The sequence below is a fragment of the Paenibacillus hebaui genome (assembly GCF_051934385.1).
In the GTDB taxonomy this organism is placed as follows: Bacteria; Bacillota; Bacilli; order Paenibacillales; family Paenibacillaceae; genus Paenibacillus.
The window spans coordinates 4,864,417-4,880,575 of sequence record NZ_CP196836.1 but is presented as its reverse complement, the minus strand read 5'-3'; the positions used below and the strand labels follow the sequence as shown (position 1 = coordinate 4,880,575).

Here is a 16,159-nt window from a genome sequence, read left to right as displayed (position 1 = left end):
ACCATGTTGAACGGTAAAAAAATCGTACTCGGTGTGACTGGCGGCATAGCCGCATACAAAGCGGCTACCTTATGCAGCAGGCTGGTGCAAAAAGGAGCGGATGTTCATGTCATCATGACGGCTTCCGCCAAACAGTTTATTACCGAATTAACACTGCAAACCTTGACCCGTAATGTGGTATATAGTGATACATTTGATGAACGGGAGCCTTCCGTCGTCTCGCATATCCATCTGGCGGATATGGCCGATCTTGTTTTGGTTGCTCCGGCAACAGCCAATGTGATTGCCAAAATGGCGCATGGCATGGCCGATGATATGCTCTCAACAACCTTGCTTGCAACGACTGCTCCCGTGATGATTGCGCCGGCGATGAATGTGCATATGTATGATCATCCGGCTGTAAAGCATAACATGTGTCTGCTCACCGAGCGAGGCACGATGATGATTGAACCCGGTGAAGGTCAACTGGCGTGTGGATATGTTGGCAAAGGACGTCTGGAAGAGCCAGAGACGATTGTGGATGTGGTCGAACGCTTCTTTGAACAGCAGGAGTCGGTGAAACGGGAACAGAATGAGGCTATGTCCTTGTTAAGTGGCAAGAAGGTCGTGGTTACCGCTGGAGGTACGATTGAACGCATTGATCCTGTAAGATATATTACCAATGATTCTTCAGGTAAAATGGGGTTTGCCATTGCTGCGGCAGCACGTGATCTGGGAGCAAATGTTACTTTGATCATGGGCAATACTCAGGCTCAGCCACCGACGAATATAAATGTGATCCCGGTACAGTCTGCGCAGGATATGTATGATGCTGTAGCAGGTCAGTGGGAAGATGCGGATATCGTTGTTAAGGCGGCGGCTGTCGCAGATTATCGCCCCAAAGAAGTTTTTACTGAGAAAATGAAGAAGAAAGGCGATACATTATCGCTTGAACTTATTAAAAATATAGATATTCTTGAAACACTGGGCAAGCAGAAGAGCCATCAATTTTTGATAGGTTTTGCTGCCGAAACGAATTCAATAGAGATGTATGCACGTGAGAAATTGGAACGGAAAAACTGTGATCTGATCGTAGCCAATGATATCACCCGTGCGGGTGCGGGATTTGGAACGGATACCAATGCGGTGCACATCTATGACCGTGAAGGGTTGGTGGAAGAGCTTCAGGTGATGGCCAAGGAAGACGTGGCCCGCCGGTTGCTTTCGATTGCGGCGGAGCGCATTGCCGGGAGGAATTAATATGGAGATCGCCAAGGTTATTGTCGATGTTCCTGTGAAGCAGACGGATCGACCTTTTGATTATCTGGTGCCAGAATCCATGCGTGAATGGATTGAGATTGGCAGCAGGGTCGGTATACCTTTTGGTCATCGGACAGTCCAGGGCTTTGTCGTTGATCTGGTGCCTCGCACGGGGACAGAGTCCTTCAAACTCAAACCGATTCAGGAATTGCTGGATATCGTTCCGCCTTTGTCTGAAGATTTGGTTGAATTAGCCGAATGGATGAGTGAGCGTTATGCCAGCAACCGTATTTTGTCTTTGCAGGTGATGGTGCCAACTGCCCTTAAAGGGAAAGCGGAACGTTATATCTCACTTGGAGATGCCCTGGATGGACAAATGACAGGCGCAGATACAGGTGAAGAGGTCCTTTTTGTGTGGGGAGAAGAATCAACTTCGGAGAAGGTACAGCAAGACATCATTCGATTTGTGAAAAGTCGGGGTCAGGTACCTCTGCAACAGCTGAGTCGTAAGTATCCCAATCATGCACCTCTGATCAAGAAACTTCTGCTTGGTGGTGTACTGCTGGAGAGTCAGGCCATTAAGGACAAGCTGAATAAAAAAACGATGAAATCCATTGATTTGGCAATGGATGTGGCTGCTGCGGAAGAAGCGCTGTCTACGTTTCCGGCAAAGGCACAAAGGCAGAAAGAAGTGCTTTCTTTTTTGCTGGAAATGAAAGAATTACTCCCCATGCCTATGAAAGAAGTGTTATCCACACTTCAGGTGTCTGCAGCGACAGTAAAGGGGCTGGAGGAAAAGGGACTGATCGTAACAGAGGACGTCGAAGTTTTTCGTGATCCCTATCAGGGCAGAACGTTTAAGGCGACTGAGCCGCTGGTACTGACCGATGAACAGCAGCATGTCTATAACAATATCAATAGTCGATTGCAGGAAAGGCGCCATGGCGTCTTTTTATTACATGGTGTAACAGGTAGTGGTAAAACGGAGGTGTACCTTCAGACGATTCAACAGTGCATTGAGCAGGATCGGCAGGCGATCGTTCTTGTACCGGAAATTGCCCTGACACCTCAGATGGTGGAACGGTTTAAAGGACGTTTTGGTGATCAGGTTGCCGTGATGCACAGTCGTCTGTCCGGTGGTGAGCGTTACGATGAATGGCGTAAAATTCGCGAGGGCCAGGTGAAGGTTGCCATCGGTGCTCGTTCAGCCGTTTTTGCTCCATTCAGTCGTCTTGGTCTCATCATTATGGACGAGGAGCATGAGACGTCATATAAACAGGAAGAAACCCCGAAATATCATGCCCGTGATGTCGCGGTGAAAAGGGCACAGCAGCATCAGGCGGTCGTTGTCCTCGGTTCAGCGACACCGTCACTGGAAAGTTACTATGCTGCACGCTCACAGAGCAATGATGAATTTGCACCACTTCTGCTGGAGATGCCTACCCGTGCACTTGGCAACAAGCTGCCTGAGGTAAAAATCGTTGATATGCGTGAAGAATTGAAGGATGGAAATCGTTCGATGTTTAGCCGTGCGTTGCATAAAGGACTGGAGGAGCGGTTGGAGCGTGGGGAACAGACCGTGCTTCTACTGAATCGACGAGGATATTCTACCTTTGTCATGTGCCGTAGTTGTGGTTATGTCGCCGGTTGCCCTGAGTGTGATATCTCGCTAACGTATCATCAGCGCTCGAACAATCTTCGTTGTCACTATTGCGGATATGCGGAAGCAGCACCGGAAGTGTGCCCCGATTGCGGAAGTGAGCATATTCGATATTTCGGAACAGGTACGCAGCGGGTGGAGGAAGAGTTGGCCAAGCTGTTCCCGGGTATTCGCGTCATTCGGATGGATGTGGATACCACAAGTGAAAAAGGTTCACATGAGAAACTGTTGAAGCAATTTCGTGAGAAAAAGGCGGACGTATTGCTGGGCACCCAGATGGTAGCCAAAGGGCTCGATTTTCCAGATGTTACTCTGGTCGGTGTCATCACAGCGGATTCGGCACTCAATTTGCCTGATTTTCGGGCTGCCGAAAAAACATTTCAACTCCTAACACAGGTAGCAGGCCGTGCGGGTCGGCATGTATTGCCAGGGGAGGTATTTGTCCAGTCCTATACACCAGAGCATTATTCGATTGGACATGCGAGTCAGCATGACTATGTTTCGTTTGTCCGTGAGGAATTATTGCATCGCCGCAATTTGCAGTATCCGCCATACTGTCGCCTGATTCTGGTGACCTTCTCACATGAGCAGCTTCCGGTACTGATCCGGCTGGCTGAGAATTACACACGAATACTGAAAGAAAAGGCAAATGCAGCTGGCTGGCTGGGTAATCTGGATCGTTTCAGCAATGAAGCTTTTGATGTGCTTGGCCCGGTAGCGTCGCCGATTCCTCGGATCAAGAATAGATACAGATTCCAATGTATGATAAAATGGCGTGGAGATGTAGACGCCATCGGGCTTGCTCTCGCAACGGTCCGGCGCATGGACGATGATGTTCAGGCGCAAAAGCTGCTCATTAGTCTGGATGTAGACCCGCAAATGTTAATGTAAGCATTGGGTAGTAAAATGCGGATGTAAACAGCGGTATAAACATAGATTAAGAACAAAGAAGTAAAAAAATAGTGTTCTGAAATAATGAAGAGGATTAGGAAGGTGTCTACAACATGTCGATTCGTATTATCGTGAAAGAACCGGATGAAGTACTCCACAAAAGAGCAAAAGAAGTAACTAAAGTAACACCGAATGTACAGAAACTGCTGGATGACATGGCAGATACGATGTATGATGCTGAAGGCGTAGGTCTTGCTGCACCACAGGTCGGTATTTTGAAACGTCTCATTGTTATTGATGCTGGAGATGAGCAGGGCTTGATCAAGATGATTAATCCTGAGATCATTTCGAGTGAGGGAGAGCAATTTGGACCTGAAGGCTGTCTGAGTATCCCTGGCATTAACGGGGATGTACGTCGTTTTGAGACGGTTACGGTTAAGGGGCTGGACCGCGAAGGCAAGGAACTGACCATTACGGGCAGTGGCCTGTTGTCCCGCGCATTCCAGCATGAGATTGACCATTTGGATGGCGTACTCTTTACGGATATTGCTGAAAAGGTGTACGAAATTGCAGCCGATCAAACTGGACCGCGTCGTGATTAAGGAGTGATCAATTTGAATATTGTTTTTATGGGAACACCTGAATTTGCAGTTCCGTCTCTCGATATGCTCATAGCCGAGGGATATAATGTGGTTGGTGTCGTGACACAACCGGATAAACCACAGGGTCGCAAAAAAGTGCTTATGCCGACACCAGTCAAGGTTGCGGCAGAGCGTCATGGCCTGCCCGTATTTCAACCCGTCAAACTGCGTGCTCCGGAAGCGGTGGCTCGATTGGCTGAATGGCAGCCAGATCTGATTGTGACTGCGGCTTTTGGGCAGATTCTGCCCAAAGCTGTTCTGGATATGCCCGTTCGAGGTTGTGTGAACGTGCATGGCTCTCTTTTGCCGAAATATCGCGGGGGAGCCCCAATTCAGCGTTCCATTATTAATGGGGAGTCGGTGACAGGAGTTACACTGATGTTTATGGCAGAGGGGCTGGACACGGGGGATATGATCTCACGTGTAGAAGTACCTATTACGGATGAAGATACATCAGGGTCCATGTTTGTAAAACTTAGTGAAGCAGGCTCCAAATTGCTTCAGGAAGAAATGCCAAGGCTGATTGCAGGCGAGACAACGGCTGTCCCTCAGGACGATGCCGAGGCTTCGTATGCCCGCAATCTGACTCGGGAAGATGAGAAGATGAACTGGAGTCGCACATCACGCGAGCTGTTCAATCAGATTCGCGGTCTTGTACCATTCTCGGGTTCGTTTACGATGTGGGATGAGCAGGTCTTCAAGGTCTGGGCTGCAGCTAATCCAAATCAGGTGGATGTACCGATGTCTTCCGATGCTGGACAAGTCGAGCCGGGAACAGTGCTGCAATTGAACAAGAATGGCATCGAAGTCCGTACCGGTGAGGGTTCTCTCTGGCTTACTGAAGTTCAGCCTGCGGGCAAAAAGGTGATGCAAGCTGCTGACTTTGCCCGTGGCGGTACACTGAAACCAGGAACGGTGCTGCGATGAGCGGAAATACACCGGGGCGCCCGTCAGGAAAGACTCACAAAGCTACAGGAAATGCATCCGGAGGCGGAGGAAACCGCCGTCCGAATTCGAGCAAATCGGGTGGCGCAGGAAATACGTCTGTATCTCAATCTGCGGCAAATGGTACACCACGTTCCGCCCGGCCCAAAACCTCTGCTCGTGCGCTCGCCGTGAAGGTTCTTAGTGCCGTTGAGCAAGAGGGGGCTTACAGCAACCTTGAGCTGAACCGACGTTTGAAAGAGGCCGATCTCAGCCCGGCAGATGCTGGACTAGCTACAGAGTTGGTCTATGGCACAATTGCGAGGCTGAATACACTTGATTATTTTCTGGAACGTTACGTAGCCAAAGGTGTGTCCAAGCTGCAACCCTGGGTTCGCAGCCTGCTGCGCATCAGTGTGTACCAGATGGTATATCTGGATCGCATTCCGGAACACGCGGTGGTGAGTGAAGCGGTCAACCTCGCCAAGAAGTTGGGGCATCAGGGCATCTCCGGTATGGTGAATGGTGTTTTGCGGAACATGATTCGCAACCGGGATGAACTGCGCATTCCTGAACATCTGCCTGTTGCAGAACGCATCTCGCTTGAGCATTCTCATCCATTGTGGATGGTACAGCGCTGGATCAGCCAATATGGCGAAGAGACGGCGGAAGCAATCTGTCGCGCGAATAACGAGCCGCCCGCGGTCAGCGTTCGTGTGAACACAACCATGACTACACGGGAGAAACTGATGCATGAGATGGAGAGCACAGGTGCAGTTGTAGAGGCTTCTCAGCTGAGTTCGGATGGTATTCTTGTACGCAGTGGTGGCAATATGGCACTTACGTCCTGGTATCGGGATGGGTTGCTGTCTGTCCAGGATGAAAGCTCCATGCTTGTAGCCGAAGCGGTTGGGCCTGAGGAAGGTCAGACAGTGCTGGATTGCTGCGCAGCTCCTGGTGGTAAAACAGCCCATATGGCCGAGAAAATGCAGGACCGTGGACGGATTGTTGCCAATGATATACATGCTCATAAACGTCAATTGATTATGGATCAGGCGGATCGACTGGGACTCAGCTGCATCGATGCCGTTACAGGCGATGCGCTTGATCTGGATGAGCGTTATTCCGAGGCATCATTTGACCGTATTCTGTTGGACGCACCATGCTCCGGTTTGGGTGTTATCCGCCGCAAGCCAGATGTCAAATGGACCAAATCTACAGAGGATATTGAGGATATCTCCAATTTGCAGCGGGAGCTGCTGGATCGGGTCGCGCCGCTCTTAAAGCCAGGTGGTATTCTGGTGTACAGTACGTGTACGATCGAACCTGCGGAGAACGAGCTTATGGTCGCCGACTTTTTGGACCGACACCCGCAATATAAGGCGGCTGAAGAATCTGCCTGGTCTGGAGTTGAAACAGCCAAATGGAAGGTTGTTCATGGTGGCGTGCAGATCTTGCCACAGTATGCTCACAGTGACGGATTTTTCATCGCCAGGTTGACAAGAATAGCTGATTAACAGTTTAATAGAGCACTGAAGGATAGCCGCCGGGGGGAACTTCGGCGGATTTCTTTGTGATAAGACTCAGGGCTACCATCGGATAAAGGTGATGATGGGGTGCGATGCAGGCATTGAGGTGTTATAATGCATGAAGTACAGGTGTCAAGGGTATACATGGATGTAAAGTGGTCTTTGTGATAGAATAGGACGAATGGAACGCAAAGAAGGAAGCCAAACGAAAAGAAAAGAAGGAATAGGTGTTGACAACAAAATGAAACCTTTTATATATGATTATTCCCTGGAAGAGCTGCAACAGTGGGCTGTAGATAATGGGGAGCCCGCCTTTCGCGGCGGTCAGATTTTTGACTGGATTTATGTGAAACGGGTCAATGATTTCAGTGAAATGAGCAACCTGCCGAAAGCGTTGCGTGAGAAACTGGCAGAACAGTTTGAATTCGTAACGCTTACCGAAATTACAAAGTTTGAATCCAAAGATGGAACGGTGAAGTTCCTGTTTGGTCTGCATGATGATCATGCGATTGAAACGGTAATCATGAAACACAACTATGGTAACAGCATCTGTGTAACGACACAGGTTGGCTGTCGGATTGGTTGTACGTTCTGTGCGTCCACATTGGGTGGACTCAAGCGTAACCTTACCGCTGGTGAAATTGTGGCTCAGGTGGTGCAAGCCCAGAAAATTCTGGATGAACGTGGCGAACGCGTCAGCAGCATCGTAATCATGGGTTCGGGAGAACCTTTTGAAAACTATGAAGCAACAATGACTTTCCTGCGGATCATGATTCACGAAAAAGGGCTGAACATCGGTCAGCGCCATATCACGGTGTCCACAAGCGGAATCGTTCCGAACATCTACAAGTTTGCAGATGAAGATACGCAGATTAACCTTGCCATTTCGATCCATGCACCCAATGATGCATTGCGTTCCAAATTGATGCCGGTTAACCGTCGTTTTCCTTTTGAAGATGTGATGGAATCCTTGCGTTATTATCTGGCCAAAACAGGTCGGAGAATTACGTTTGAGTATGCCCTTATTGGCGGCGTAAACGATCAGCCGGAGCATGCAGCAGAACTGGCAAGTGTGCTTAAAAACATGCTCTGTCACGTAAACCTGATTCCGGTCAACCATGTACCTGAGCGCAAGTACGTGCGGACATCGCGAAGCGACATTTTCAATTTTCAGAAGATTCTCTCGGAGCAGGGTGTCAATGTAACCATTCGTCGTGAACAGGGACATGATATTGCTGCCGCTTGCGGCCAGCTTCGTGCAAAGCATATGGAGTTGAGGTGAGAGCGTTTTGATCAAAACAGTTCATGTGAGCCATATCGGACGGGTGCGTTCGGTTAATGAAGATTCAGCCTGGATTCGCAATCTCGATACAGGTTATATTCTGGGTATTGTTGCTGATGGCATGGGCGGACATCTCGCAGGAGATACGGCGAGCCGTCTGGCTGTGGAAACGTTGGTGCATGATCTGGGGACGCTCGAACCGGGTCTATCCCATGCGTCTCTGTCTGCTGCACTCAGCGATGCTATTTTGCATGCCAATGAAGTCATATACCGCACCGCATCTACGGATGACAAGTACCATAACATGGGAACCACTGTGGTTGCAGCGTTATTGAATGATACAGAGGGCGTTATTGGTCACATTGGCGACAGCAGGGCATACAAGATTGCTAACAAACATGTGATTCAGTTGACCGAAGACCATACTCTGGTGAATGAATTGTACAAAAATGGTCAGATCAGTAAAGAGGACGTGTCTCATCATCCGCGTCGTAACGTGCTGACACGTGCACTTGGCACAGATGCCGAAGTGAAGGTCGATCTCGATACCGTCAAGCTGGAGGAAGGCGAAGTTCTTCTCCTGTGTAGTGACGGTCTGAGTAACCTGGTTAGTAATGAACAGATCATTAAGGTTGCCGGCAATCTTGAACTGGCGCTGGAAGATCGTGCTGACCGCTTGCTTCAGCTTGCTTTGCTTGCTGGGGGAGATGACAATATCACGGTTGCACTGTTCGAACTGCAAAAGGAAGGTTCCGTGGTAGCGGAAACGGGGTGTGAGTCATGATTGGGCACCAGCTAGGCGGACGCTATGAAGTGATTGAGCGTGTCGGCGGCGGCGGTATGGCTCTCGTGTACAAGGCTCAGGATCTTTTGCTGAACCGGAATGTGGCCATCAAAGTGTTACGGCAGCAATTTGTGCATGACGAAGAGTTTATTCGCCGATTCCGCAGAGAAGCACAATCAGCAGCATCGCTCTCCCATCCTAATGTGGTTAGTGTTTATGATGTAGGACAGGAAGATGACGTTCATTATATTGTCATGGAGTATGTTGAGGGCAAGAACCTGAATGAAATTATTAAAGAACGGGCGCCTCTGCAGGTGGACGAAGCGGTTCGAATCGCTTCCCAGATTGCAGATGCTCTCGATCATGCACATCATAATCAGATTATTCATCGGGATATCAAACCGCATAACATATTAATTGGCCGGAATGGCCGTGTGAAAGTAACGGATTTCGGGATTGCTCGTGCAGTTACATCCACAACCATTACACAGACTGGCTCGGTTGTTGGTTCGGTGCATTACTTTTCACCGGAGCATGCCAAAGGCATCGTTACTGGGGAGAAGTCGGATTTATATTCTCTTGGTATTGTAATCTATCAAATGCTGACTGGGCAGCTTCCATTCTTGGGTGAGAGTCCGATCAGTGTTGCTTTGAAGCATTTGCAGGAAGAGTTCGATGAACCACGAAAGTTCAATCCGCTTATTCCGCAAAGTGTGGAAAATGTCATTCTGAAATCCATGCGTAAAAACCCGCAGGAGCGTTATCAGTCGGCCAAAGAAATGCAGACAGATCTAGAAACCTGTTTAATGCCAGAAAGACGCAATGAAACGAAGATTGATTTTCCAGATGAGGATGACATCGATTCGACCCGTGTTATGCCGGCGATCAAGCCGGAGCCGCGTGGAGTTACGTCGACAGGTGCTGTACCTGAGATGAAGTCTGACGATGATAACAATAAGGGCAAGCCCAAAACAAAGAACTGGAAGAAGCCGGCGTTGTTGATCTCGTTGACCGTTCTTATTCTCGTCGCCATGGTTGGTGTCGTATGGTACGTGAAAGGCATGCTTGTTGTGCCTGATGTGAAGGTACCTAATGTTGTGAGTCAAACGGAAGAAAAGGCGCGTCAAATGTTGCAGGAGAATGGACTCGTTGTAAGTAATGAGGTCATCCGCATATACAAGGAAGGGATCGATCCAGGAATTGTATTTGAACAGAGCAGACGCGAAGGTGATATCGTCAAAGAAGGCTCAGAAGTCCAGCTGAGTGTTGGGGCGGAAAAAGCAAAGTTGAAGATGATTGATCTTAAAGATAAAACATATGATGAGGCTGTCAAACAACTTACTGTGCTCGGTATCAAAGAAGATCAGATTCAGCGTAAGGAGGAATTCTCCAATGATAAGTCTTCGGGTACTGTTCTGTCCCAGACCCCTGTGGTGAATGAGGAGTACGATCCGGCCGTTGTTCAGATTATTTTAACTGTAAGCAAAGGTTCAGAAACGGTGAAAATGCCTGACTTGAAAAATCTTACTCGAAGCGAGGCCGAGAATAAGCTTAAATCTGCAGGGCTGGTTCTTGCTCAAGTTCAGGAAGAATCAAGTTATACGGTGGATCAGGGAAAAGTGACGCAGCAGTGGCCTGTAGAAGCAGGTACAGAGGTGAATCCGGGTGACAAAATTACCATTTTCATCAGTACAGGATATCCACCTGAGGCACTAAATTACACTTATAACATTAACGTTTCACCAAAAGAAGAAGGCAAGAGCAGTAAAATTCGGATCGTATTCGAGGATGCTCGTGGCAAAAATCAGGAATGGGGAACACGGACAATCAAGTCTCTCCAGACGCTGACGATTCCGCTTGTTCTGGCTCCAAACGTGGATGGTGTGGTTTCCATTTATCGTGATGGTCAATTCCTGGATACGTATCTGGTTTCCTATATTGAGGCCAAAAATGGAACAGTGGTTGTACCTTCCATTGAGCCTGAAATAGGTTCACAGCCGCCTCCTCCAGCAACAGAGGAGCCTGATCAAGGTGACGGTGGTGATGATGAAGGCAACGTGGATACGAAACAGGAAGGTGAGCCTGACACACCTGTTGACGGTGAAGAGGACAACGCAGAGGGAGATCCCTCTGCCATGAATAATGAAAAAGGTCTTGGCAAAGGAAAAGATAAGGAAAAGGAAAAGGAAAAGGAAGTTGATAACGCATCAAGCCGTCCATAAGGACGGCTTATTGCCGACGTTCAGGTGTTATGTATTGTAGATCAAAGGAGGGCGACGGAGCTATGCCAGAAGGTATCATCGTTAAAGCGCTAAGCGGTTACTATTATGTCATGCCAGTGGAAGACAACGGGGTGCCTTCGGTTGAAGGCTCCGCTGTTCAATGCCGCGCGAGAGGCATCTTCAGGAAGCGGGGAATCTCACCGCTTGTGGGTGACCGCGTCAGCTATATGTTGACTGAAAACGGAGAAGGAACGGTAGATGAGATCCGTGAACGAGAGACGGAGCTAATCCGTCCTCCAGTAGCCAATGTAAGTCTGGCTGTTCTGTTATTCTCTGTGAAGGAACCGGATATGAATCTCAACTTGCTGGACAAATTCCTGGTACATATCGAGCAGGCTGGACTGGATGCGCTAATTGTACTAACAAAGCAGGATTTGGCTGGCCCAGAATCAGATGCCAAAGATACCGTGGCAGAAGTGAAAGCACTGTATGAGCAAGTTGGTTACGAAGTCATCTCAACCAGTTCGCTTACCGGTGAAGGTAATGAACTGCTCAGGGAGCGTCTTGCTGGCAAGATTAGTGTATTCTCTGGACAATCCGGTGTAGGCAAGTCATCCATGTTGAATGCTTTGATGCCAGGTCTAACGCTGGAGACCAATGCAATCAGCATGCGTCTTGGCCGAGGGAAACACACCACCAGGCACGTGGAGCTCATACCACTGGATAATGGTGGTTTTGTCGCCGATACGCCTGGATTCAGCCAATTGGACTTTTTGGAGATTGGCGTGGAGGAGTTATCCACTTGTTTCCGTGAATTCGCTCAGTATGCGGATCAGTGCAAGTTTCGGGGTTGTACCCATACCCATGAACCGGGTTGCCGGGTGCTTGCAGTCAAAGCAGAGGGTCTGATCTCTGAAAGCCGTTATCAGCACTACAAACAGTTCCTTATAGAAATGAAAGACAAGAAGCGGAGGTACTAACATGATTAAAATTGCCCCATCGATATTATCTGCTGATTTTGCCCGTCTTGGCGCAGAAGTGGCGGAAGCCCAAGCTGCTGGTGGAGACTGGATTCATGTTGATGTCATGGACGGTCATTTCGTCCCTAATATTACGCTTGGACCTGCCATTGTGAAAGCCATTGCTCCACATACAAGTTTGCCGCTTGATGTTCATTTGATGATTGAAAACCCGGAACGTTATGTGGAGGACTTTGCCAAAGCGGGGGCAGCGGTTATTACCGTTCATGCTGAAGCTTGCGTACATCTGCACCGGGTTATTCACTTGATCAAGGAACAGGGAGTGAAGGCGGGTGTTGCCCTTAATCCGGGAACGCCAGCCAGTGCTATTCAGGAAGTGCTGGACGATGTAGATATGGTGCTGGTCATGACTGTAAATCCCGGTTTTGGAGGACAAGCTTTTATCTCGGGCACCATGAACAAAATTAAACAAATTCGCACTTGGCTGAACGAAAAAGGACGTCATGATGTGCATATTGAAGTGGATGGCGGAATTGCTGCGGACACAGCACCCCTTGTGGTGGAAGCCGGAGCGGACGTTCTCGTTGCGGGAAGTGCCGTATTTGGTCGGGAAGATCGTGCGGCCGCAATTGCCGAAATTCGCAGCAGCTACGGAGGCTAAGGCATGACCCTCAAGGAGACGCTGTGGACGATGGCTGCGAGTCTCGTGACGGCGCTGGTGCTTGCTATGTATGCAGTCATTCAATCTCCGTATAATGCCATTACGTCTTTAATCGGGGTTGGGGTTGTCATTATGTATTTCCGCAAATTTGAGCGCACGAGACTTCGGGTTACTTTTGTGATATTCGGCATACTGTATTACTTACTGAGCGTATTCATGATCGCTGTCTATCAATATATCCCTTCCCAAACCTAAATGACCTGACCATCAGGCTCGTCATTGTGGAATAGGGACAGAGAGTTCCGCATAAATATGGTTACATGAGCAGGTTTCTCATGTAGCCTTTTTTGTCGTGTTTAAGGTAAGGAAGGCCCGAAGCATAGGATACGGCGGACGCATGAGCATGATGGGGAGGGTGAAGTATGAAATTTTACACATTCAAACTGCCGAAGTTCTTGGGAGGGTTTGTAAAGGCAATTCTTAATACGTTTCAAAAGCACTGATAAGCTTAACAAGCTTCAATTGGCGAATACCGCCGCTTTGGCTTCAGGATCATCTGGAATTCGGACCTGCGAAGTGCCATGCGGCGGACATTCACATGCTGATGTGTGGGTATTCAAGATTTTATTTCAGAATACCAAAAAAGCACCTGCAAGGAACAAGGTGCTTTTTGCTTACCCGATTTATAGCAGCTGTGCGTGATTATACGCGAGTCACTTTACCGGCTTTCAGTGCACGGGTGCTTACGTATACACGTTTTGGTTTACCGTCAACGAGAATGCGGACCTTCTGAACGTTTACGCCCCAAGTACGACGGTTACGGTTGTTAGCGTGGGATACGTGGTTACCGGTGCCCGGTTTCTTACCTGTCACATAACATTTGCGAGACATAGATTACACCTCCTATCCTAAAATAACCAGTGATCCTTCGGAGAGACGATTGTCAATCCATACGGACTAAAATTGTTCTTCCTGACCGCAATGGTCAGGTTCCAGTAGCTAATGGCGTTGTTCAAACCGGCATAACCGGATCATTTCCATTACTTAACCTGCATAAAACAATACTTAAATATAATATCATAATCAAAAAAGCTTCGTCAACTGATCCAAAAACTTTATTTATTTCTCGTGTCTAATATAGTACAATGTTGAATAGTCCATAGTACAGCGGTGAACAGGCTGTTTCCGCGGGGAAGCCGGAGAAAAATTGGCCTTAAAGGTCGATGGGCTACTTGTTTGGCAACGCTGAGCGCTGTGGCATTCCATCATTGGCACCAGTCTCCATGCGGCATTCATGCCGGCTCTTGATACCGGTGCGTATCTGTATGCCCAGATTTAGGGGATTATAGAGAATGCGGGATATCGGCAGTTCGGCCGCCCAGACCGTTAATCCGGCTGACATGTTGTATTATATGCCTGTGCCGGACAAGGTATGGACGAAGAATAACGCGTTAAGCGTTAGTGCATGAACAGACCAGAACACATCTTGGTGCAAGATGTTCGTGTATCAAGCTAGGAAGGGGATTTCTCACTTGAGTATACGTTCTTTAAATGGAACAGATTTCACCGCAATGGTTCTTGCCGGAGCGGAACAACTTGGACAGCATGCAGAGCACGTCAATTCCCTGAATGTTTTCCCTGTGCCGGATGGCGATACGGGAACGAACATGAATTTGACAATGAGTGCAGGAGTCGCAGAGATTAAAAGAAAGAGTTCTGCCTCCATCGGAGAAGCTTCCGGTATTTTATCGAAAGGCCTGCTTATGGGTGCACGGGGGAATTCCGGAGTGATTTTATCGCAATTGTTCCGTGGATTCAGTCGTTCAGCAGCTCCTTATGAGGAACTGAATACACTCCAATTTGCAGCAGCCCTGCAGAACGGTGTGGATGCAGCTTATAAAGCTGTAGTGAAACCCGTGGAAGGGACCATTCTTACCGTAGCTAAGGAAGCGGCGAAACATGCCAGCTACTACGCAAGACGGACGAATGATATCACTGAGCTAATGAATGAGGTTTTGTTAAAAGCAAAAGAAGCACTGGCAATGACTCCGGAATTGCTGCCTGTACTGAAACAGGTCGGCGTTGTGGATTCAGGCGGTCAGGGGCTTGTATATATTTATGAGGGCTTTATGGAGGTTCTGCTGCAAAGTGACGGAGTCAGTCGTGCATCTCTGCAAAAAGAGGTGCAACCTTCCGCAGCGGCATCTGCTTTGAAACCGCCTGCAATGCCAGAAGTGCTTCCCGCGAAGCCTGCACAGCAGGTCATCGTGCCAGAGATGCCCATGTCCGCCCAAGCAAGACTGGAAACGGAAGATATTGAGTTCCTGTATGACATGGAGTTCTTTATTAACCGCGAACTGGGAGAGAATGCAGGCGTCGCATTCGATGACGAAGGATTCCGTAAAGCGTTATCAGTTAATGGCGATTCCATCATTATTATTGCTGATGATGAAGTGATTAAGGTTCACGTGCATTCCAAGACACCTGGAGATGTATTAAACCTGGCCCTCCGTTATGGAGAGATCACACAAATTCATATTCTCAATATGCGTGAGCAGCATCGTGATCTGCTGACGACAGGCATGGACATTGCGCCTTCGCCTGAGCTGTTTGCAGAGATTCCACTTGAAACGATGCGCAGTCCAGAACAAGCTGAGTTACCAGCAGATGAGATGGCGCCCTATGGTTTTATCGCGGTATCATCCGGTGACGGTATTGCAGAGATTTTCCAGAGTCTCGGGGTAGATGTGGTTCTGTCGGGTGGACAGACGATGAATCCAAGTACCGAGGATTTTGTGAAAGCCGTGCGTTCGATTTCAGCGGAACAGGTATTTATTTTACCGAACAACTCCAATATTGTACTTGCTGCGCAGCAAGCTCGTGAATTGCTTGAAGATGAGCGCCGGGTTACGGTGATTCCGAGCAAGACGATTCCACAGGGAATGGCAGCTGCCTTTGCTTTCCAGGAGGATGAGTCTGCGGAAACCAACCGTGATCATATGCTCGATGCCATTAGCCGGGTACAATCTGGTCAAGTGACTCATGCGGTCAGAGATACGCAATATGATGAGCTTGATATCAAAGTGGGAGACTACATCGGTATCCACAATTCTAAAATTGTAGCAACCGATGAAAACATGCTGCATGCATGTGAAGGTCTGCTGCAACAGATGATGGTGAGCGGAGATGAAGTGGTGACTATCCTTGAAGGGGACGAGGCTACCTCTGAGATTACAGCTGCGCTTGTAACATGGCTTGAAGAACAATATCCTGATGCTGAGGTAGAAGTGCATCTTGGAGGACAGCCGGTGTATTATTATTTGTTCTCTGTAGAGTCCTAATAGAG

14 protein-coding genes are annotated in these 16,159 nt (G+C 48.5%); 13 read left to right on the top strand and 1 reads right to left on the bottom strand.

Going from position 1 to position 16,159, the window contains the following annotated elements; genetic code table 11:
• Positions 1-3: 3 nt before the first annotated feature.
• From coaBC to spoVM, 12 genes are all read left to right on the top strand, one after another.
• The gene (gene coaBC, locus ACR32F_RS22140; protein WP_440110803.1) at positions 4-1,239 is read left to right on the top strand and encodes a bifunctional phosphopantothenoylcysteine decarboxylase/phosphopantothenate--cysteine ligase CoaBC; all 1,236 of its coding nucleotides are present in this window, start codon (positions 4-6) and stop codon (positions 1,237-1,239) included.
• A 1-nt stretch (position 1,240) separates the two neighbouring features.
• The gene (gene priA, locus ACR32F_RS22135) at positions 1,241-3,790 is read left to right on the top strand and encodes a primosomal protein N' (protein WP_440110801.1); all 2,550 of its coding nucleotides are present in this window, start codon (positions 1,241-1,243) and stop codon (positions 3,788-3,790) included.
• 113 nt (positions 3,791-3,903) lie between these two features.
• Positions 3,904-4,392 carry a peptide deformylase gene (gene def, locus ACR32F_RS22130; RefSeq protein WP_440110799.1) on the top strand — a complete coding sequence of 163 codons (489 nt, stop codon included), beginning with the start codon at positions 3,904-3,906 and terminating at the stop codon, positions 4,390-4,392.
• A 12-nt stretch (positions 4,393-4,404) separates the two neighbouring features.
• On the top strand, positions 4,405-5,358 hold the full coding sequence (gene fmt, locus ACR32F_RS22125) for a methionyl-tRNA formyltransferase (RefSeq protein ID WP_440110797.1): 954 nt from the start codon (positions 4,405-4,407) through the stop codon (positions 5,356-5,358).
• Entirely contained in the window at positions 5,355-6,872 is a 1,518-nt protein-coding gene (gene rsmB, locus ACR32F_RS22120; RefSeq protein ID WP_440110795.1) for a 16S rRNA (cytosine(967)-C(5))-methyltransferase RsmB, read from the top strand. Before fmt ends, rsmB begins: the two co-directional genes overlap by 4 nt.
• Positions 6,873-7,125: 253 nt before the next feature.
• The gene (gene rlmN, locus ACR32F_RS22115) at positions 7,126-8,166 is read left to right on the top strand and encodes a 23S rRNA (adenine(2503)-C(2))-methyltransferase RlmN (RefSeq protein ID WP_440110793.1); all 1,041 of its coding nucleotides are present in this window, start codon (positions 7,126-7,128) and stop codon (positions 8,164-8,166) included.
• A gap of 7 nt (positions 8,167-8,173) precedes the next feature.
• Positions 8,174-8,950, top strand: a complete 777-nt coding sequence (locus ACR32F_RS22110; protein WP_440110791.1) for a Stp1/IreP family PP2C-type Ser/Thr phosphatase — start codon at positions 8,174-8,176, stop codon at positions 8,948-8,950.
• A complete protein-coding gene (gene pknB, locus ACR32F_RS22105) occupies positions 8,947-11,172 on the top strand; it encodes a Stk1 family PASTA domain-containing Ser/Thr kinase (protein ID WP_440110789.1) in 2,226 nt (741 codons plus the stop codon). The genes ACR32F_RS22110 and pknB overlap by 4 nt, the downstream gene beginning before the upstream one ends.
• 62 nt (positions 11,173-11,234) lie before the next feature.
• Positions 11,235-12,152, top strand: a complete 918-nt coding sequence (gene rsgA / locus ACR32F_RS22100) for a ribosome small subunit-dependent GTPase A (RefSeq protein WP_440110787.1) — start codon at positions 11,235-11,237, stop codon at positions 12,150-12,152.
• A gap of 1 nt (position 12,153) precedes the next feature.
• Positions 12,154-12,813 (top strand): ribulose-phosphate 3-epimerase, encoded by a 660-nt coding sequence (gene rpe / locus ACR32F_RS22095; RefSeq protein ID WP_440110785.1) that lies wholly within the window; start codon positions 12,154-12,156, stop codon positions 12,811-12,813.
• 3 nt (positions 12,814-12,816) lie between these two features.
• On the top strand, positions 12,817-13,068 hold the full coding sequence (locus tag ACR32F_RS22090; RefSeq protein ID WP_440110783.1) for a hypothetical protein: 252 nt from the start codon (positions 12,817-12,819) through the stop codon (positions 13,066-13,068).
• Positions 13,069-13,235: 167 nt separating this feature from the next.
• Positions 13,236-13,316, top strand: a complete 81-nt coding sequence (gene spoVM, locus ACR32F_RS22085) for a stage V sporulation protein SpoVM (RefSeq protein ID WP_017687458.1) — start codon at positions 13,236-13,238, stop codon at positions 13,314-13,316.
• 199 nt (positions 13,317-13,515) lie between these two features.
• Here spoVM and rpmB read toward each other — a convergent pair whose 3' ends face one another.
• Positions 13,516-13,704 carry a 50S ribosomal protein L28 gene (rpmB, locus tag ACR32F_RS22080; RefSeq protein WP_017687459.1) on the bottom strand — a complete coding sequence of 63 codons (189 nt, stop codon included), beginning with the start codon at positions 13,702-13,704 and terminating at the stop codon, positions 13,516-13,518.
• 641 nt (positions 13,705-14,345) lie between these two features.
• Between rpmB and ACR32F_RS22075 the strand changes: the two genes are divergently transcribed.
• Positions 14,346-16,154: a DAK2 domain-containing protein gene (locus tag ACR32F_RS22075; protein ID WP_440110781.1), complete on the top strand. Its 1,809-nt coding sequence runs from the start codon at positions 14,346-14,348 to the stop codon at positions 16,152-16,154.
• The last annotated feature ends 5 nt before the right edge of the window (positions 16,155-16,159 follow it).